Here is an 18926-nt window from a genome sequence, read left to right on the forward strand (position 1 = left end):
AAAATCTTTTGGCCTGTTGTGAAAATTAAGCTTTAATGAATGAATTAATTAGAGACCGATTTGCATCTCAGCATTAACTTGGGCATCTTTTAATACGCTGTCAATATCCTCACCACCTAAAACACGCTGTAAAGCTTCGGTAGAAATGCTTTCAATAGCATAGGTGTGTGGGCCATAGCTAATAGCTGGAATTTGGTTATTCCATTTAGCAAAATCAGAGTAAATCTTTTGACCGCCAAAGAACTCATCTTTTACATCGTAGTTAGAGATCTTAGAGCTATCCTTTAAGGAATTTACTAAAGAAATACGAGTTACTAAGTCGTTTAATAAGGACTCATCGCTAGCAAAGGTCTCTTTTAAGAAGTCCATAGCAACATCGGCATTCTTAGAATAGCCATTTACGTACCATTGAGAACCACCTAAGTTAGAGTAATGGGTAGCATTATCAACGGTAGAGAGTTTTGGTAGTGGAGCAATCCTCCACTTACCTGATTGCTCCTTGTTAGCCTGAATAGAAGGGGTGATCCAGCAGCCTTGAACTACACTAGCTACAGTGCCCTGTTGGAAAGTAGCTAATAACTGATTCCAACCATTGTAGTAAGTAACTAAATCAGCATCCTGCAGCTTCTTAAGAATAGTTAAGCCTTCCTTAAGAGCAGCATTATTAGTTACTAATACCTTAGAGCCGTCGGCATTGGTATACCAAGAAGAAGCAGATTGCATCATGACACGCACAATGCCTAAATCGCTTGGATCATAACCAAGTAAGTATGCGCCAGTCTTTTCTTTTACTTTCTTACCCATCTCAATGAACTGATCCCAAGTAATGTCTTGGAAATCATCAAGGGTATAACCAGCCTGCTCAAAGAGATCCATTCTTAAGAAAGTAGCTGTTACGCCTGAGTCAAATGGCACGCCATAGTGCTTGCCATTATAGCTAGAGGCAGCAGTCTTATAATCTGCAAAGTTAGACACATCAATAGTGCCATCCAAGCTCTTTAAAAAGCCCTCATAGCCAATAAGGAAGTTTTGAACACGGTAGTCTTCAATTAAAACTACGTCAGGTAGGGTACGAGTGTTATTAGCACCTAAAGAAGCATTTAGCTTTTGAATAATATCAGGCTGGGCAATTGATTCTACTTTTACTTTAACACCTGGGTGTTTAGCCTCGTAGCGCTCAGCAGCCATACGAGCAGCAGGTACGTTGAAGTGATCATCCCAACACCAAACTTTAATTTGAGTGTCAGCCATAGCGGCAGTAGCGCCTAATAATAAAGTGGAGCCTAATAAGGCAGTAAATGCGGACTTTAGTTTCATAGAAAATTAACAGTACTTATATGCCATTGCACAACATACAAGCACTTCCTCCTGTGACAAGTTGCAAAATATTATTTGCATTATAAGGCACTTATTATACTGTGCTCGTGATCTTTGCAATTTGACCAATAATAATGCGATTAAGTTCGCAATTTTGCGTGATCGTTTGCGCACAGCGCCACCTTGTAGCGTTGTGTGGACAGTAATGGGCAGTGCCAGAGCTGCGCTGGCACAGCGCTGACGCATTGCTGGCACAGCGCTGATGCATTGCTGGTGCAGCGCTGGGGGCACGGCAGTGCTACAGAGGGGCAAAAGTCCCTATTAAGGAGCAAGAGCTGTAACTGTAGTGGTGGGCTTGCTCCTTAGGAATAGGGGTGGGCGATAAGAGGCGGGGTGCTTTAGCGGCCTAAAGATGGATCGGTGATGAGGTTTTCGATACCACGAATAAAGATATGAATAATCATGGTATGAATTTCCTGAATACGATCGGCATAGCCATCATGAGGTACGATTAAAGGAATGTCGCATAGGTCTTTGAGCTTGCCGCCATCTTTGCCTAGTAAGCAAATGCTCTTAATGCCTTTTTCTTTGCACACACGACAGGCTTCAATAATATTTTGGGAGTTGCCTGAGGTGGAAATACCTAAAAAGACATCACCCTTAAAAGCAGCGCCTTCTAAGAAGCGAGAGAAAATAAAGTCAAAACCATAATCATTGCCTACACAGGTAATATGGCAAGGATCGCAAATGGAAATTGCTGCTAATGATGGACGGTTTAAGCGATAGCGTCCAGTAAGCTCTTCGGCAAAATGCATGGCATCGCACATACTGCCACCATTGCCAGCGCTAATTACTTTACCGCCATTGCTAATGGATGTAGCCATCATATCAATAGCTTGTTCAATTTTTTCCTTAGTATCAGGGGCTTGTAAGTAGTTAGCCAATACTTGCTGAGCTTCTTTTAAATCATCTAGTACGTTAAATGACAGCATATCCATAGCATGTTTCCTCAAGTCTTTAGCAAAAAATTAAGCCTTGCCTTGCACTCTATTAACCCAATGTTGATAGGCAAAAGCATCTTCTTTTTGAATTTTAGCCAAGGCTTCTTGTTCTTGATCGCTTAATAAAGAACCAATTAAAGATTCTTTTTGTTCTTTAAGACGGTTTTGATATTCCTTTTTACCCTCTTCTTTACCCTTTTCTAAAAAAGGCATATTAAATTGAGGGCCCCAATTACTACCAGCTACAGCCCCACCGTCTTCATTGCTGGCAATTTTAGTTTTTTGGGCTAAATTAAAAATAGTATCGACGTGCTGAGCGTGACGGGCTCTTTCCACACTCATTACTTTAAGCTTACAACCATTTGGTCGCTTCCACTCACTAATATGGCCTGTAGAGTGATCAATGGTTAATTTAAAGTCAGTTTGACCTCCAGTCATGGCCAAATAGACTTCGGCTAACAATTGAGCGTCCAATAGCGCACCGTGTTGTACACGGTGTTTGTTGCTCACACCGAAAATATTACACAAATTATCTAAGTTAACTTGGTGGCCTGGATGTAAAGTCATTGCCACTGACACAGTATCAGTTACAGTAGCGATGTCCTTAGTGGTTTCATGGAGGCCTAGTAAAGCAAACTCTTTATCCATAAAGGAGGTATCGAACTTTGCGTTATGAATCAAGAGTTCAGAGCCACGAATAAAATCGATAAACTGTAAATATACATCCTTAAATGTAGGCTTATCTTTAAGATCATCCCAAGTCATACCATGCACCTTGGTAGCTTCCTCATCAATAGGACGCTCAGGGTTTAGGTAAAGTTGTAGATATCGGCCAGTAATTTTGCGATCAATAATTTCTACACAGCCAATTTCAATAATACGGTGATCTCCAGGAGTGCCGTCGTCGGACTTACCTGTAGTTTCAGTATCTAATGCTACTTGTCTTTTCATGAAAATTCGTGCGTCTAAATGGAAAAAAGATAACCAAGCCTGTAATAAAGCAGGTGAGTATTAGTAATAATACTACGTATAGTTAATGTTAGCTGAAAGTATCTAAAAGCCCAAATGATACTATTTTTAGTTAGCTTATGCTAATTTCATGCGTCATTTTTAACAAAAAACCCATATTTTGTTGATTATTTATTATCAGTTGAGCGAATTTTAGAGGGTCAAACAGTGATATTTAAGGGGATTTGGTTCTTGTTGCTTACGGCTACTAAATAGCAGGTTAATCAAATAGTTGAGCCAAGGTATTTATTAAAGCTATTTAAGTAAAACATTAAATAAATTGAGATAGCTATTATTACGGGCTTTGCAAATAATTACACTTGTATACTAGTAATGGTAAAAGTGCCTTTAAATTGCGATTTACTAACAATTGAATGCTAATAAGAATCCCATAAATAAGCCAATCTGATTATTGAGATATTATTTATCAATATTAATTTTATGATAATCGCTAAATAATTGAGAGCTAGATCTCATAATTTGCGGTATCAGAAAAGCGTAAAAATAGCATAAAATCGGTATTTGCTATCATATTATAGATATTACTGGTATACAAGATTTTTATATGATAAAATGGCTTGTATAAAGGCTTTTGCTAGGATTTATAGTTGCAAAAGATTCATGTTAAATTAGCTGGTTTTGCTCATATTTAATATGGTTTTGATATAATTACCGTGCTCTTTAGCAACATTAGCTTAAGGTTTAAAAATTTAATAGTAGGCCATTAAGTTAGTAGAGCTCCAAACAATATTACTGAGAGACTTGCTGTGAGACACATACACAGCTTAACTATTAACAACTGGATTAATTATTTGTCTTGGAGTGCTTGTGAAAGAAGTATTCGTTTATACAGATGGTTCTTGTTTAGGCAATCCTGGCCCTGGTGGCTATGGTGTCGTCCTAAAATACAAGCAATATACTAAGGAGTTGTCTCAAGGCTATCAACATACGACTAACAATCGTATGGAACTCATGGCTGTGATTAGCGCCTTACAATGTCTTTTAGAGCCTTGCCTGTTACATATTACTACTGATAGTAAATATGTAAAAAATGGCATTGAGTCATGGATTGCACTCTGGAAGAAAAACGGCTGGGTCACAAAGAGTAAAGAGCCTGTGAAAAATGCTGACTTATGGAAGAGCTTAGATAAATTATGCTCTGTTCATGACATCAAATGGCATTGGGTTAAAGGTCATAGTGGTCATCAAGAAAATGAGCGCTGTGATGAGTTAGCTCGTAACGCTGCTTCAGGTAAATATGGAGCTTTGCGTAACGAAGACACTCAACCTTGATACTCAACTACTGCTAGTCTCATATTTTTGATTGCGTATAAGATACGCCATATGTGTTGTAGTAATGAATATGCAAGTTAGGATCACTTGCACAAGATAGATTTCTGGACAAATGAAAGTTTTTTGCCCTATCTAAGCTTATCCTGTGAATACAGGCTAACAATGAGGGTCAAAGATTTTTCGCTCTAGCTAATTTACGTCTATATGCCGCCAAGCAGAGGTGAAATTAACTAGAGCCACTAAGGTTAGCTTATTACGAAATTACGAAATAAACTTATACCTTTCATTTAGATAAGGGGTTGGTAAAAAAGTTTCGTAACTGTAAGAATTTATTTTTCTTATAGGCAACTGCCCTAAAAGTGGTCACTTAGGTACGCTACAGGTCAGTTTAAACATAGCTAACTTACAACAGCAGCACCTCAATGAATAATTTAGCTTAGGTTATCGAACTTTTAAGCAGATAGTGCTCTGTTTTAGCCTTTTTTCCTGATGGTAAAAAAGAGGCTCTAGCGTGTTTAACAAATGGCATTTATGCCAAGCGAATATGGAATGATTAAGAAGACCTTTACTGTTTTACTTAGCTCATTTTTAGTTTTATCTTTGTTAGTAGGCTGTTCTAGTGAATCAGTCACTGAGAATAAGAACTTAGCCTCTGGCCCTATTGGCAATGCTGTTCTTGATAGTAAGACTCATGATAGCTCCAAGGTAAAGCTAGCCATTGAAGATCTCTATTACAATCCTAATAAGAATTATGGTTCTTTATGGAATAGTGATCTCTTCAATGAGAAGCGTTTTAAGCTCAATATTAAGCTTAATAAAGAAGAGCAAAAAGAAGCTAAGCTATTAGCACGTTCCTTTGAATCTCATATGGAGCGTGGCAAGGTATTTATGCACTATTTATTAACTGAGTTAAAAGAGCGTAACTTACCTGCTGAATTAGCTGCTGTTCCTTTAGTAGAAAGCGGCTTTAAGACTCGTGCTCGTTCCCATGCTAATGCTCATGGCCCTTGGCAATTCACCCGTCAAACTGGTAAAAGCTTTGGCTTATCAGTAACCGACCAGTATGATGAGTTTTATGACTTTGTAGCTTCTACCGAGGCCTCATTAACTTATTTAGAGCATTTATATAATGCTTTAGGTAAAGACTGGGAGTTAGCCTTAGTTGGTTATAATCAGGGTGAATTTGGTGTTAAGAAGTTAATTCGTCGTGCTAAGGCAGGCGGTGTTAAGAATATTAATGCTCAAACTGTTGCTTTAAGCCGTACTGCTCGTACTTATTTAAAGCGTTTTAAGGCTTATGCCGCTATTTTACAGCACCCAGAAGCTTTCGGTGTTGAGCATCCTGCGGTAGATAATCGTGTTGCTTTTAAGCGCATTCCTACTAAGGGTCGTGTTAACTCCATGAGTGAGGCTGCCAAGCTTGCAGGTGTCGACCTTAAGACCTTAAAGCACTTAAATGCTGGTTATTTAACTGATTCTTTAAATAGCTCCAAGCCTCATGGTTTATTAGTACCAATGGAGAATGCTTTACGTTTTGAGCGAGCTATTGGTTTAAAGAGCATTGATCCTAACAATTTCGATTTAGCTACTGCCCATATCGAAACTTACCAGGTTAAGCTTTAAAGAAAAAAAGTTTAGAAAAAAAGCTCTCTAATGAAAATTAGGGAGCTTTTTTAGTTTTTTACAGTGGAATATGGTGTTTGTGGTAGCTTAGCTCTTTATCATTGAGCTTATCGCTAGAGTCTTGATAAGAAATGAGATCGTCTTTAGCTTGTTCTAAAGAGGCCTTTTTCTGACCTAATTCCATAATGATAGTGCACAGTTCCATGAGCTCTTCTTGGCTAAAATTCTTACGAGCAAAGCAGCTTAATGGTCTCTTAATAGCCTTGCCCTGACTGATAACTTCATATCTAAAGAGCTTATTGTGAGTGCTTAAATCACCTCTTAATAAGGAGCGATCAACAATTAAGGCACTATTAGGTTGTTGCAGTATCAACTTACGACCGTCTTGAATATTGGTAGTAGTTTGACAGTTGAGGTTGTTTTGGTTGAACAGTGTGGCTAAGTATTGTTGCTCTTCAAGCAAATGCTCCTCTTCACACACTAAGATCAATTTAAACTTACTAAGCTCCTCAACATCAATTTTTAGTTTGCTATAACTATAAGAAGGTATTTCTATACTCTTAGGAATTTCGGCATACACCTTAGTAGCAAACAGCCTAGTCTTGCTAAAAGATTCAGTGGCATTAAGTCTATTTTCATAAGAGATAAAAGCATTAAGGCAACCTGTACCAAAAAGCTCATAAAGCTCATCATGACTGCCGTAGAGAATACTTAGATCATAACCAGTACGATTTAATACTTGTTCTTTAAGCTTTTCAGGCAATTCTTTATTATCCATAGAGCTTAGTAGGCCCAGTCTTAAAGTAGAGCCTAAATTGTGATAAACCCTTTGTACTTGTTTGGATAAATCATCAATTTCTTTGACTAAGGATAAAGAGCGCTCATAAAGTAACCTGCCAGCAGGACTAATAGTAAAAGTGCGGCCATTTCTATTGAGTAAGGTTACCTCTAGCTCTTTTTCAAGAGCTTTAATTTGTTGCGACAGTGCTGATTGAGTAATAAAGCACTCACTAGCAGCTTCGGTAAAGCTATGCTTTTCAACTAAGGTAATAAAGTAGCGTAATTGCTGAATCTGCATAATAATGACATTGTTCTCTGAAGCTTGTGTAAGACTGTAAAGCTAAGTTAACACACAGCCTATCTATCTAGTAGAGTGTTTCTGATATTTGTGATCAACTTAGATAAAAAATACCCCTCTATACATAGCCATCAATAGGCATGATAAGGCAAGCCTAAAGCACAAGCCCTAAGGCTTGCTCTAGAACCCAGGCTCAGGCCCAGCCCCTGGCCAAGGCCTGAGAGCTGGCCCTGGCCATGGCCTTGGCTAGGCCCGAGCACTAGGCCATGGGCCTAGTAGGCACATGGCTAGGGCTAGGGGGTAAGAGGTTCTTATTAGCTAAGAGTAATGTTGTACTGTCCTAAAAGCTCAATAAACTCAGCTTCACTATAGACTTGAATGCCTAGTTCTTGGGCTTTGGTAAGCTTGGAACCTGCCTCGGTGCCCGCTACAACAGCATAAGTCTTTTTGGATACTGAGCCAGAAACTTTTGCTCCTAGCCCCTCTAAAAGCTCTTTTGCTTGATCTCTTTTTAAAGTGCTTAAAGTACCAGTTAAAACAAAAGTTTTGCCTAAGAATGGCTTAGTATCCTCAGACATCTCAGATACTTGCTCACAAGCTTGCAGATCAAGTTTAGCTTCAGTTAAGAGGCGCTCAATTACTGTTCTATTATGTTCTTCTTTGAAGAAATCAATAATATGAGTAGCAGCTACTCCACCAATGTTGTTAATCGAGGTGAGCTTTTCAAAAGAGGCCTGCATCAGCTCATCAATTGTTTTGAAGTTAGCAGCTAAAATCTTAGCAGTAGTGGCACCTACATCGCGAATACCTAAAGCATAAATGAAGCGATTTAAAGGACGCTGACGTGACTTATCGATATTGGCAATAATCTTTTTAGCTACTACTTTACCTAAGAGGCGTACCTTACCCTCTTCTTCTTTTTCATTGGTAGTATCAATGATGAGCTTAGATAAAGTTTCTTCTGATAAGCTGTATAAATCAGCAATATTGTGAATCATTTGGCTGCTAACCATAGCCTCAACAATACGCTCACCCAGGCCATCAATGTCCATAGCGGCACGCTCTACATAGTGCTCAATAGCTTGGCATTGTTGTTTTGGACACACTAGTCCGCCTGTACAACGATAGGCCACCTCGCCATCTTCTCTTTCTAAAGCTGAGCCACACTCTGGGCAAACTTTAGGGAAGACTACTTCTTGTTCGCTGCCATCACGCTTTTCTTTAACCACGCCTGAGATTTGAGGAATTACATCACCTGCACGACGAACAATGACAGTATCGCCTACTTTAATATCAAGACGCTTAAGCTCTTCTTCATTGTGTAAGGTACAGTTAGAAATAGTAGTACCACCTACATAAACAGGCTGTAGGCGGGCTACTGGGGTGATTTTGCCCGTACGTCCTACCTGAAAATCAACATTTAAGAGCTTAGTCATGGCCTCCTCAGGAGGAAACTTATAAGCAATAGCCCAGCGTGGTGCTTTAGCGGTAAATCCTAGCTCCTCTTGGGTAGCTATATCATTAACCTTAAGCACAGTACCATCAATATCATAGTTTAAGCTAGGACGTAAGGCTCCTAAGCTTTCATAGAAGGATCTTAGGCCGCTAATGCCTTTAACTACCTTAATATGCTCATTAACTGGCAAGCCTAAGCTCTTGAGAAATTGCAAACGTCCATATTGGCTATCAGGTAAATGATCACTATCGTTCTCAAAATCACATTGGCCAATATAGTAGGCATTAAAGGTTAAAGGACGAAGTGCGGTAATGCGAGAGTCTTGTTGTCGTAAAGAGCCAGCTGCTGCATTACGTGGATTGGCAAATACTTTCTGTCCCTTAGCCTTAGCCTCTTCATTCCATTTTTTAAAGCCATCACGAGGCATGAAAACCTCGCCTCTAACATCCAAATAGTCAGGAATGGACTGAGCGGCAAAAGAGGCATCAATCATATGGACCATGTCATCTTTCATGACATGTAAGGTAAGAGGAATGGCCTTAATGGTTTTAGCATTGGCGGTAATATCTTCACCAGTAGTGCCATCACCACGAGTTGCGGCTTTAACTAAAACGCCTTTTTCATAAATTAAAGAAATAGCTAAGCCATCAAGCTTAGGCTCGGCACAATATTCAACTTCGCTACCAGTGGCCTCTAACATGCGCTTATTAAAGTCAACTAGCTCCTCGTCATCAAAAATATCGCCCAGGCTCATTAGGGGCACTTTATGGGCTACAGGGGCAAAACTAGTATTGATAGCGTCACCTACACGTCTGGTAGGGGAGTCGGCATCTTTAAACTCACTATAGAGCTCAATGGCCTCTAACTCACGGTATAAGCGATCATACTCAACATCAGGAACGATAGGATTATCAAGTACATAATAGGCTCGAGCGTAACGATTTAAAGTATCAATTAACTCACGATAGTGTTCGTAACTTAGATCATCTGGCTGTTGAGCAAGTGAAGCAAAAAGATCACTCATAACATTACATCCGCAAAAATGATTAATCTTACAACATAGCTAAATCAAGCCAACCCTACAAGGCAGCTGCACTATGTCGAGTAATATAAAAAAAGCACTGTGATAGTGCTTTAGAAAAATAACCCATAAGCATTACGCCTAGGCCCCAGCCCCTGGCTTGTAGCCATGCCAATGGCAGGCCAGACCAAAGTCTTGGCCTTGGCCAGGGCCTGGGCTAAAGCCCTGGCCTTGGGCCTTAGATAGCGCTGATAAAATTAGTGAATGGTATTTAAACCGCCATCATAATGCTGTAATTCAGCAGCAATCATATCTAATTGCTCTGAGCTTAGTGGATTACGATGCTGGTCTTGGATTTGTCCACCTAATTGATCAATAAAGATTTCAGTAGCCATACGCAAGGCCTTGAAATAAGCATAAGCTTTACCTTTTTCAGGTAAGGTCATGTAAAGAGCAATGGCTGAGGTTTGGAAATCTTTCATATTCTCTGGGAAGTAATAAGGTGCTTCCATAGAGCAAATTCTAAATACTTCGTTTTCTTTAGTATTAGAATTTTCATACACAAAATAAATCTTGAGATTATCCTTAATAAAGCCCTGAATAAAGCCTTTTTGATTGCAAATATCCTCAATATCCTCACCTAAGTAAGGATGGCCTGGAGCGGCAGAAACAATTAACTCATATACATTACGAGGCTCAACATTTTGAACAGGCTCTGAATTATTGTATTGAGAGCCATCATAAGCTACCTCTTCTACACCCATAGCGGCATCATTGGTGTTGCGAGGCTTATGATTAACGCTCACAGCAGCAGAGTTTTGTAATTGCTCGTAGCTGTCATCAAAGCCCTCAGGTAAAGACATATGACGGGTATTGTTAGTATAAGAGTTAGAACTTGGAGTAGATTTATTAATCTTGCCTACCGATATTTCAATATTATCCTCAAGATCATCATGGTCACTAAGCTCACTGGTAACAATACGCACTTTGCCTACATGTGATGACTTGCTAATTTCTTGATCACGAGCGTTATCTTTTTGTAGTTTGCGATTTTTTGGCTTACCTGAAAACCATAAGCCATGAATAATAAAGATGAAGATGCAGATTGCACCGACAATTAAAACGATAGAACTAGGATCGGTAAAAGCAGACATCAGCCACCTCAGGGAAATTAGAATACTTACCAAGTATATTCTGCATAGACATGCAACCTTATAAAGAACGGATATTACTTGGCAGGCAATAATATAAAAGCATAAGATTGCGCTTAATTTAGCGATTATTATCTCATTATACAATGAGCAAATACTTAGGTCAGCAAAGACAATTACTACTTAAGTCTATATGCTATTGCCAGTTCTTATTTTAAAGCTGGCGATCAATCTTGTATAAGATGCCTAACAACAGGGCACCCCAGGGCAAAGTGCAAAATGGCAAGGGGCAATGGGCAAGCTAGTAGCCATGCCTGCGCAGCAAATGCTCTGCAGCGCTTAGGGGTATAGTTAGGAGCAGCCTGGCAAAGCAAGGCAGCGCCTGACACAGCCTGACAGCACCTGGCAGAGCCTGGCGGTGTCAGGTGATGCTAGGTGGTGCCTGGTAGGGGGGCTTGAGAATTAATTTTACTTTTTTTAGTAAACTAAGTTGTAGCTAAACTATATAGTATAAGATTAAGGCCATAATGATTACTTATGCTAATAAGGCTTATCACCTAGGAGTTAATGATGATAAAAGATAGCGTAAATCAAACAATTTCACCATTTAGTGTCTTTGGCTATTTAGGATCGGGCTTAAATTTAGCCTTGTCTAAAGAGTGCCGTTTATTTGTCATTATTCCAATAGTAATCAATTTTGTAGTCTTGATTTTAGGTGGTTACTTAATGTTTCAAACTATCTATGGCATGCTACAAAATTATTTAGACATGTTGCCTCAGTGGTTAAGCTTTTTAAGCTATGTGATTTACGTTTTGCTATTAGCATCAGTGGGCTTTGTCTTTTGCTACATCTTTTCTACCATTGCTACCATTATTGCTTCACCTTTTTATGGACTTCTAGCTGAAAAAGCAGAAGGCTTGATTAGAGGTAATAGTGTTGCTTTGGATAATGGTGATTCTTTTGCTGATATAGTTAAAGATGTACCACGTATTATTAAGCGTGAGCTTCAAAAAATGGGCTTTTACTTGCCACGAGTATTAGTTTGTCTCATCATTTCCTTTATTCCTGTAGTGAATATTGTTGCTCCTATTTGTTGGTTCTTATTAGCTGCCTGGATGATGTCAGTTCAATATGTGGACTACGCTTATGACAACCATAAAATTTCTTTTGCCCAAATGCGTCACGATCTTTCACAACAACGTTTAGCTACATTCTCAATGGGCGCTATAATCTCATTAGCTATGACTATTCCATTATTAAATCTTCTTATTCCTCCAGCAGCTGTTTGTGCTGGTACTAAGTATTATGTAGAAATGGAAAAGCGCTACACTTTAGATGGTGCTTTACGTCAGTAGCATATTGCGATTTACTGAAAAGAAATTATACGGCTCAAATAAGTTTAATTATTTGGGCCGTAAGTTTGGTCTAAGGCTGACTTAAAAGGGGCTAATAAAATGTATACCATGTCAGGAGTTACTGTGTCAGAGGGTGTGAGCGAAGGCCGCGCCTTTGTTATTAGTCATGGTAATGAGGAGGATGTAGTAGACGTAGTAGCCTCTTTTAGCGCTAGCGAAGAGAGTATTAAGTACCGTCAAGCTAGCCGAGAATTTGCCAACAAGCTCAACAATGCTGCCTCGGGTACTGTACCTGATAAGGTAAGAGATCTCTTTGGTGCTGTGGCTTCATACATTACCAATGCTAACAATATTAAAGATATTGATAAGCTCATTTATGAGGGCCATACCGCTTTAGATGCAGCACAAAGTATCTTAATTCCTAAAATCAAGCGCTTTACTCAAAGCGCTCAAGTTTATGAGCCTGGCACTACTAATCAAGACTCAAACTATAAAGACACTGTTGATAATTTAACCTCTGGTGGGGCTTTGGATCAGCGCTCCCGTGAGGATTATGAAAATGATTGGGAAATGCAATTAGGTGCTAAAGAACTCCAATCTTTAATGCGTGACTTTATTAGTACTATTGGCTCTAAAAAAGAATTAACCTCTGATATGCCTCGCCTTAATGAGCCAAGCGTAATTATTGCCAGTGATCTTAGTCCTGCTAGATTTTTATCTTTGCATACAGAGCTGGTCAGGGCTGTTATTTTAGAGGGCGGACAAGCATCTAGTCACTTAAGTACTGTGCTTAGAGACTTGTGTATTCCTGCCATTTATGGGGTTAAAGGGGCACTGACCATTAGAAATGGTGAGCATGTTTTAGTTGATGCTAATCGTGGCTCTATTTTGGTCGAACCCCCTGTAGATACTGCTAAAGCCTTAATTGCACAACAAGATTTATTTGCCGACGACGATGATGGTGATGATGAGTGCTCTAATATTGGCGTAACTGTAGCAGGCTCTATGGGTGCTATAGGTGAGGTTGATCGTTTAGCTCGTTATTTTAACCACGGTTTAGGCTTATTGCGCTCAGAGTTTTTGTTCTTAAATCTGCATCACGAGCCTAGTGTTGATGAGATGGTAACTGCCTTTAGGTCTATTTTTGACAAAATACCTAAGAATGCTCCGCTTACTGCTCGCACTTTTGATTTTGCAGGAGATAAGCGCCCATTATTTACCTTAGATATGGATGAGGTAGGCCCACTTAGAAAATACGGTGCTCAGGTAGGTTCTCGTTTATTAAAAAATGAGCTACGTGCTTTATTGCTTGCTTCTCAAGGCCGTGAGATTTGTATAGTCTTCCCTTTAATTACTCGTATTAGTGAAGCTAAAGCTTTAAATGAATTGCTCGATCAGGTTAAACAAGAGTTACAACACGAAGGCGCTTCTATGGGAGAGGCTAAAGTTGCTTTAATGATTGAAACACCTGCTGCCGTGCTCTCAGCTCGTGCCTTTGCGGCATATGGTGATATGTTCTTAATTGGTACTAGCTCTTTAGCTGAGTATGCAGCTGCTCCTAGACCACCTGAGGATTACTTTACCCCAGCCCTTTCAAAAATGATTGCTATTGCCTGTAAAGGTGCCCATGATGAGGGCGTTACTGTTGGCTTGGCAGGTCGCTTTGCTATGCGTACTGAGCTATTGCCTTTTTACTTATCTTTAGGTGTTAGCTATATCACAACCGATGCAGCCTCTTTATCTAAAGTAAGAAAAGAGCTGCAAAGGCTTTATGATCGTGGACTTGAGCCTCATTTTGATTTGTCTTTATATCAACAAATTATGGATATAGCGTCAGCTCGAGATTTACAGCAATTGTTTAATGATAAGTTTTCATTGTAAAAAACAAGGCCTAGAGGGTAAGCTCTCTAGGCTTTTTTCTTGTTCTTATTCTTTGCTAAAGTTAGCGCTCTAGGCTTAAAATGGTAGTCAATAGTAGTATGGTAAATTATTACTATGAGTTTAGTGTTTTATGCAGGTTTAGGAGAGCTATTATGGGATTTTTATCTCAGTTATTTAAGCGAGCTAGCGTATCTGCTAGTGAAACCCCTGTAGACAATATCCAAGCTGATTTTTCTTTGTTTGCTCCTGTTTCAGGTACCTTGTTGCCTTTAGAGGAGGTTCCAGACATTGTAATTTCAGAAAAGGTAATGGGTGAGGGTGTTGCTGTCGTACCTGAGAGTGAAACTATAGTCGCTCCTTGTGATGGTGTTATTTCTCGACTTTTACCTACTAAAAATGCTTTTGCTGTCCGTATGGCTGAGGGCTTAGAAGTTTATGTAACATTTGGTGTCGAGTCTATGGAGCTTAAAGGCGAAGGCTTTGTTACCAAGGTTAATTTAGGCGATGAAGTAAAAAAGGGTGATCCTATTATTATTACTGACCCACGCTTGCTCTCTAACCGCTTAAAATCAACCATTACCTCCATGATAGTTATCAAGAGCTCAATTGATTTAGAGCGCGTGACTAATGCCTCGGGTAAATGCCTAGCAGGTCATACTCCAGTCTTATGGATCAGCTTAAAAAAATAGTAGCAGCGGCATAGTACCAAAATATACCGCAATTCCAACCTAAGCCCCATTCCTATGGGGCTTAAGTTTTGGACTGTCCTTATATGGGGTAAGCCCAAAGCGTATAGCAATAACTCCTGTTTTCTATCCCAAGGAACATTCATAGCGATGGTAAGGGTCATTGCGTGGCTATGGCAAGAGCCACTTTATAGCGATAGCTGAGGAATTTCATTGCGATGGCAAGGAGCATTGCGTGGCGATGGCAAGAGCTATGGGATAGGGGATAGGGGGAACTTTAGTGCTTGAAATTATGAGTGATACTAAGCAAAAGAAAAAAATTGATAATAGTGATGCCCAAACCAAAAGAAAAAGAGCAGCTAACAAGTACTCTAAGTTAACGGATCTTGAGATTGAGGCAAAAATAAGAGAGTTAGAGCAGCGTAATGCAGAGTTGGAAGCCGAGAGGATGGCATTGAAAAAATCAATACGCTCAATCAAATTTTAAGTGATACGAACTAAAAAAAGGGGCTAGCTTTTTTAAGCTAGCCCTCTTTTTTATCGTCCCAACAAGTTGGGATCACATCGTTAAGCTTGCGCTATTAGATGTTAGCTACGATATCTTCAACGGTCTTCTTTGCATCACCGAAGAGCATGAAAGAATTGTCCTTGAAGAATAATGGGTTTTGAACGCCTGCGTAACCAGCATTCATAGAACGCTTGAATACGACAACGTTGCGAGCCTTCCAAACCTCTAATACTGGCATACCAGCGATTGGGCTGTTTGGATTCTCTAAAGCAGCTGGGTTAACGGTATCGTTAGCGCCGATAACTAATACGGTATCAGTATTCTCGAAGTCGTCATTGATTTCGTCCATTTCAAATACGATATCGTAAGGAACCTTAGCCTCAGCTAATAATACGTTCATGTGACCTGGTAAACGGCCTGCTACTGGGTGAATAGCAAAGCGTACATTAATGCCACGCTCTTGTAACTTCTCAGTTAACTGAGCAACAGCTTGCTGGGCTTGAGATACAGCCATACCATAGCCTGGAGCGATGATAACAGAAGAAGAGTTCTTTAATAACTCAGCAACTTCGTTAGCCTTAAGCTCGTGGTACTCACCAACTTCCTCATCACCAGAAGCAGCAGCGCCTTCGTTGCCGAAGCCACCAGCGATAACAGAGATGAAGGAGCGGTTCATTGCCTTACACATGATGTAAGAAAGAATAGCACCAGAAGAACCTACTAATGCACCAGTAACGATTAAGAGGTCGTTAGAGAGCATGAAGCCAGAGGCAGCTGCAGCCCAACCAGAGTAGGAGTTGAGCATGGAGATAACAACTGGCATATCAGCACCACCGATAGCAGCCACTAAGTGGATACCAAAGGCAAATGCGATTAAGGTCATTAAGATTAATGGAAGTACTGGAGGTACATCAGCAGCCATGAACCAAATTAAGAGCGCTACGGAAATAATAATAGCGCCTAAATTTAAGAAGTGGCCACCTGGTAACATTAAAGGAGCAGACTTAAAGATTGCTAACTTGTAGGAGCCGTTGAGCTTACCGTAAGCAACAATAGAACCAGTGAAGGTAACTGCACCAATGAAGATACCTAAGAAGATCTCAATTAAGTGGGTGTTTAACTCACCAGCGCTCATAGCGTGCTCGCCACCCATGGTTGCAGCAGCCTGAGCAGCAGCATCCATTAAAGCAACGATAGTAGCTTGAGAAGCGTCAAGTGGGATAGTTACAGTGTCTGGAGCAACAGCGCCAAGCTCTAAGTAAGAGTTAAAGCCTACTAATACAGCAGCTAAACCTACGAAAGAGTGCATGAAGGCGATAAGCTCTGGCATCTGAGTCATAACAACACGACGTGCTACGTAGATACCAATACCTGCGCCTAAGCCCATTGCTAAAATGATAAGTAAGAAACCAGTTGCACTGTCTACCTGGGCAAAGGTGGCAACTAAGGCGATAGCCATACCAACCATACCAGATAAGCAGCCGTACTTAGCAGTTTCTTGCTTAGAAAGGCCTGCTAAGGCCATGATAAAGAGCAGTGCGGCCAAAATATAGGCCATATGTATAGGACCTGCTACCATTTCTTAATATCTCCTGATCCTTACTGCTGTTTCTTGAACATGGATAGCATACGACGTGTTACGGCGAAGCCACCAAAGATGTTGATGGAAGCAATGAGCACACCGATAAAGGCAAGTGCGCCAATAATGATGCTGCCAGAGCTGATCTGGAGCAAGGCACCAACAACGATAATACCTGAAATAGCGTTAGTAACAGCCATTAGAGGTGTATGTAAGGAATGAGTTACGTTCCAAACTACGTAGTAACCTACTACACATGAAAGTACGAATACAGTGAAGTGTGGTAAGAACTTTTCTGGAGCGTAAATACCAATTAAAGCAAAAGCCACAATCAAGAGACCTACTAAAGAAGCCTTGAAGCGTGGAGAAATTTGGCGTTGCTCAACCTTTTGTACTGGAGCCTCAGCAGCAGGAGCTGCAGGAGCTGCAGAAACGCTGATCTTTGGAGGTGGGAAGGTAATCTCACCATCCTTAGTAACAGACATATTACGTAAGATCACATCTTCAAAGTCGATGTTGATGTTGCCATCCTTGTTTGGAGATAAGATCTTAACTAAGTTTACTAAGTTAGTTGAGTAAAGCTGTGAAGACTGAGCTGGTAAGCGGCAAGCTAAATCAGAGTAACCAATGATCTTTACGCCGTTCTCGGTAGTAGTTACCTTGCCCTCTACAGTTAACTCACAGTTACCACCAGTAGCGGCAGCTAAGTCAACAATAACTGAGCCTGGCTTCATGCTCTCAACCATCTCCTTGGAGATTAAGCGTGGAGCAGCCTTACCTGGAATAGCAGCGGTAGTAATGATGATGTCTACATCCTTAGCCTGAGCTGCGAATAACTCCATCTCAGCCTTGATGAACTCATCAGACATTACCTTAGCGTAACCGTCGGATGAACCGCCATCTTCGTTAGCGAAGTTAAGCTTTAAGAACTCACCGCCCATGGACTTAATTTGATCGGCTACTTCTAAACGAGTATCGAAAGCACGAACAATAGCACCTAAGGAGTGAGCAGCACCAATAGCAGCAAGACCAGCTACGCCAGCACCGATAACTAATACCTTAGCTGGTGGAACCTTACCTGCGGCAGTTACCTGGCCAGTAAAGAAGCGACCGAAGTTGTGGGCAGCTTCAATAACAGCACGATAACCAGAAATATTGGCAGTTGAGGATAATGCGTCTAATGCCTGAGCACGAGAGATACGAGGTACCATGTCCATAGCAAGAACATTGACCTTCTTAGCATTAAGTTTCTCAACGAGTTCAGGGTTTTGAGCTGGGCGAATGAAGCTTACTAAGGTTTGGCCTTCCTTTAATAACTTGATTTCGTCATCAGTAGGAGCGTTAACCTTGAAAATAATGTCGCTTTGCCAAATTTCACGACCACGTAAAACCTTAGCACCAGCTGCGCTATATGCAGCGTCATCAAAGCTGGCGTCGGCACCTGCGTTTGCTTGAATTGCAACCTCAAAGCCCAACTTGATGAGCTTGGTTACGGTATCAGGAGTGGCGGCCACTCTTGTTTCGCCTTTCAAGCTCTCTTTTGGAATACCTATCAGCATGGCTTTTTCCTGTTAAATAAAATTTACTTATTTCTCACCACAGTCAATGACTCTGCAACAATGAGTATTTTTGTATCTGGCAAGAGGATTAATCCTGACATAATGCAACTTACTTAAGCAAGTATCAACATTTTTAACTGTACTTTTAGAGCAAGCACACAAAATAGCAAAAGACCTTTTATTGATAATCTTGATTTTAAGCACTCATAGCTCAACATGTTATTTTGGTTAAAAGCTGATAAATATGGCGTTTTATTGGGTGTATGGTAGGTGCAAAATGACGATAAAGTAAAAATTCACTTTTGTTTTTATTGTGTCTAGAAAATAGTGAGCTTTTACTTAGCAAAATCCTAATAAAGCCTTTATTTATCAGCTATTCAGTATGTTTTATATTAATTAAACATATTTA

14 protein-coding genes are annotated in these 18926 nt (G+C 40.2%); 6 read left to right on the forward strand and 8 right to left on the reverse strand.

What is annotated here, in order from left to right; translation table 11 throughout:
• Positions 1-48 precede the first annotated feature (48 nt).
• The 3 genes from MXE38_RS02140 to dnaQ all read right to left on the reverse strand — a co-directional run bounded on the left by MXE38_RS02140 (position 49) and on the right by dnaQ (position 3269).
• Positions 49-1317, reverse strand: coding sequence for a sugar ABC transporter substrate-binding protein (locus MXE38_RS02140; RefSeq protein WP_246910663.1), 1269 nt, complete (start codon positions 1315-1317; stop codon positions 49-51).
• A 398-nt stretch (positions 1318-1715) separates the two neighbouring features.
• Complete coding sequence (gene gmhA, locus MXE38_RS02145) at positions 1716-2309, reverse strand: D-sedoheptulose 7-phosphate isomerase (RefSeq protein WP_246910706.1); 594 nt, start codon at positions 2307-2309, stop codon at positions 1716-1718.
• A 36-nt stretch (positions 2310-2345) separates the two neighbouring features.
• On the reverse strand, positions 2346-3269 hold the full coding sequence (dnaQ, locus tag MXE38_RS02150; protein WP_246910665.1) for a DNA polymerase III subunit epsilon: 924 nt from the start codon (positions 3267-3269) through the stop codon (positions 2346-2348).
• Between the two features lie 885 nt (positions 3270-4154).
• Between dnaQ and rnhA the strand changes: the two genes are divergently transcribed.
• Both rnhA and MXE38_RS02160 read left to right on the forward strand, forming a co-directional pair.
• The gene (gene rnhA / locus MXE38_RS02155; RefSeq protein WP_246910667.1) at positions 4155-4619 is read left to right on the forward strand and encodes a ribonuclease HI; all 465 of its coding nucleotides are present in this window, start codon (positions 4155-4157) and stop codon (positions 4617-4619) included.
• A 522-nt stretch (positions 4620-5141) separates the two neighbouring features.
• Positions 5142-6242, forward strand: a complete 1101-nt coding sequence (locus MXE38_RS02160; protein WP_246910669.1) for a lytic transglycosylase domain-containing protein — start codon at positions 5142-5144, stop codon at positions 6240-6242.
• 58 nt (positions 6243-6300) lie between these two features.
• Here MXE38_RS02160 and MXE38_RS02165 read toward each other — a convergent pair whose 3' ends face one another.
• The 3 genes from MXE38_RS02165 to MXE38_RS02175 form a co-directional block, all read right to left on the reverse strand.
• A complete protein-coding gene (locus MXE38_RS02165) occupies positions 6301-7320 on the reverse strand; it encodes a LysR family transcriptional regulator (protein WP_246910671.1) in 1020 nt (339 codons plus the stop codon).
• A gap of 314 nt (positions 7321-7634) precedes the next feature.
• Positions 7635-9800, reverse strand: a complete 2166-nt coding sequence (ligA, locus tag MXE38_RS02170) for an NAD-dependent DNA ligase LigA (protein ID WP_246910673.1) — start codon at positions 9798-9800, stop codon at positions 7635-7637.
• A 254-nt stretch (positions 9801-10054) separates the two neighbouring features.
• The gene (locus tag MXE38_RS02175) at positions 10055-10951 is read right to left on the reverse strand and encodes a cell division protein ZipA C-terminal FtsZ-binding domain-containing protein (RefSeq protein WP_246910674.1); all 897 of its coding nucleotides are present in this window, start codon (positions 10949-10951) and stop codon (positions 10055-10057) included.
• A gap of 564 nt (positions 10952-11515) precedes the next feature.
• Here MXE38_RS02175 and cysZ point away from each other — a divergent pair.
• The 4 genes from cysZ to MXE38_RS02195 all read left to right on the forward strand — a co-directional run bounded on the left by cysZ (position 11516) and on the right by MXE38_RS02195 (position 15358).
• A complete protein-coding gene (gene cysZ, locus MXE38_RS02180) occupies positions 11516-12304 on the forward strand; it encodes a sulfate transporter CysZ (RefSeq protein WP_246910676.1) in 789 nt (262 codons plus the stop codon).
• 99 nt (positions 12305-12403) lie between these two features.
• On the forward strand, positions 12404-14185 hold the full coding sequence (locus tag MXE38_RS02185) for a putative PEP-binding protein (protein WP_246910679.1): 1782 nt from the start codon (positions 12404-12406) through the stop codon (positions 14183-14185).
• A 152-nt stretch (positions 14186-14337) separates the two neighbouring features.
• On the forward strand, positions 14338-14874 hold the full coding sequence (locus tag MXE38_RS02190) for a glucose PTS transporter subunit IIA (RefSeq protein WP_246910682.1): 537 nt from the start codon (positions 14338-14340) through the stop codon (positions 14872-14874).
• Between the two features lie 289 nt (positions 14875-15163).
• Complete coding sequence (locus tag MXE38_RS02195) at positions 15164-15358, forward strand: hypothetical protein (protein ID WP_246910685.1); 195 nt, start codon at positions 15164-15166, stop codon at positions 15356-15358.
• A gap of 94 nt (positions 15359-15452) precedes the next feature.
• Here the strand turns inward: MXE38_RS02195 and pntB are convergent, their stop codons facing one another.
• Positions 15453-16958, reverse strand: coding sequence for a Re/Si-specific NAD(P)(+) transhydrogenase subunit beta (gene pntB / locus MXE38_RS02200; protein WP_246910687.1), 1506 nt, complete (start codon positions 16956-16958; stop codon positions 15453-15455).
• Positions 16959-16978: 20 nt separating this feature from the next.
• Complete coding sequence (locus MXE38_RS02205) at positions 16979-18517, reverse strand: Re/Si-specific NAD(P)(+) transhydrogenase subunit alpha (protein WP_246910689.1); 1539 nt, start codon at positions 18515-18517, stop codon at positions 16979-16981.
• Positions 18518-18926: the final 409 nt, after the last annotated feature.

This window comes from Anaerobiospirillum sp. NML120448 (assembly GCF_023050945.1).
Classification (GTDB): Bacteria; Pseudomonadota; Gammaproteobacteria; order Enterobacterales; family Succinivibrionaceae; genus Anaerobiospirillum.

Coding starts and splice junctions, on each gene's coding strand:
- MXE38_RS02140 (WP_246910663.1), bottom strand. CDS start 1,317: ATGAAACTAAAGTCCGCATTTACTGCCTTATTAGGCTCCACTTTATTA.
- gmhA (WP_246910706.1), bottom strand. CDS start 2,309: ATGCTGTCATTTAACGTACTAGATGATTTAAAAGAAGCTCAGCAAGTA.
- dnaQ (WP_246910665.1), bottom strand. CDS start 3,269: ATGAAAAGACAAGTAGCATTAGATACTGAAACTACAGGTAAGTCCGAC.
- MXE38_RS02160 (WP_246910669.1), top strand. CDS start 5,142: ATGGCATTTATGCCAAGCGAATATGGAATGATTAAGAAGACCTTTACT.
- MXE38_RS02165 (WP_246910671.1), bottom strand. CDS start 7,320: ATGCAGATTCAGCAATTACGCTACTTTATTACCTTAGTTGAAAAGCAT.
- ligA (WP_246910673.1), bottom strand. CDS start 9,800: ATGAGTGATCTTTTTGCTTCACTTGCTCAACAGCCAGATGATCTAAGT.
- MXE38_RS02175 (WP_246910674.1), bottom strand. CDS start 10,951: ATGTCTGCTTTTACCGATCCTAGTTCTATCGTTTTAATTGTCGGTGCA.
- cysZ (WP_246910676.1), top strand. CDS start 11,516: ATGATGATAAAAGATAGCGTAAATCAAACAATTTCACCATTTAGTGTC.
- MXE38_RS02185 (WP_246910679.1), top strand. CDS start 12,404: ATGTATACCATGTCAGGAGTTACTGTGTCAGAGGGTGTGAGCGAAGGC.
- MXE38_RS02190 (WP_246910682.1), top strand. CDS start 14,338: ATGGGATTTTTATCTCAGTTATTTAAGCGAGCTAGCGTATCTGCTAGT.
- MXE38_RS02195 (WP_246910685.1), top strand. CDS start 15,164: ATGAGTGATACTAAGCAAAAGAAAAAAATTGATAATAGTGATGCCCAA.
- pntB (WP_246910687.1), bottom strand. CDS start 16,958: ATGGTAGCAGGTCCTATACATATGGCCTATATTTTGGCCGCACTGCTC.
- MXE38_RS02205 (WP_246910689.1), bottom strand. CDS start 18,517: ATGCTGATAGGTATTCCAAAAGAGAGCTTGAAAGGCGAAACAAGAGTG.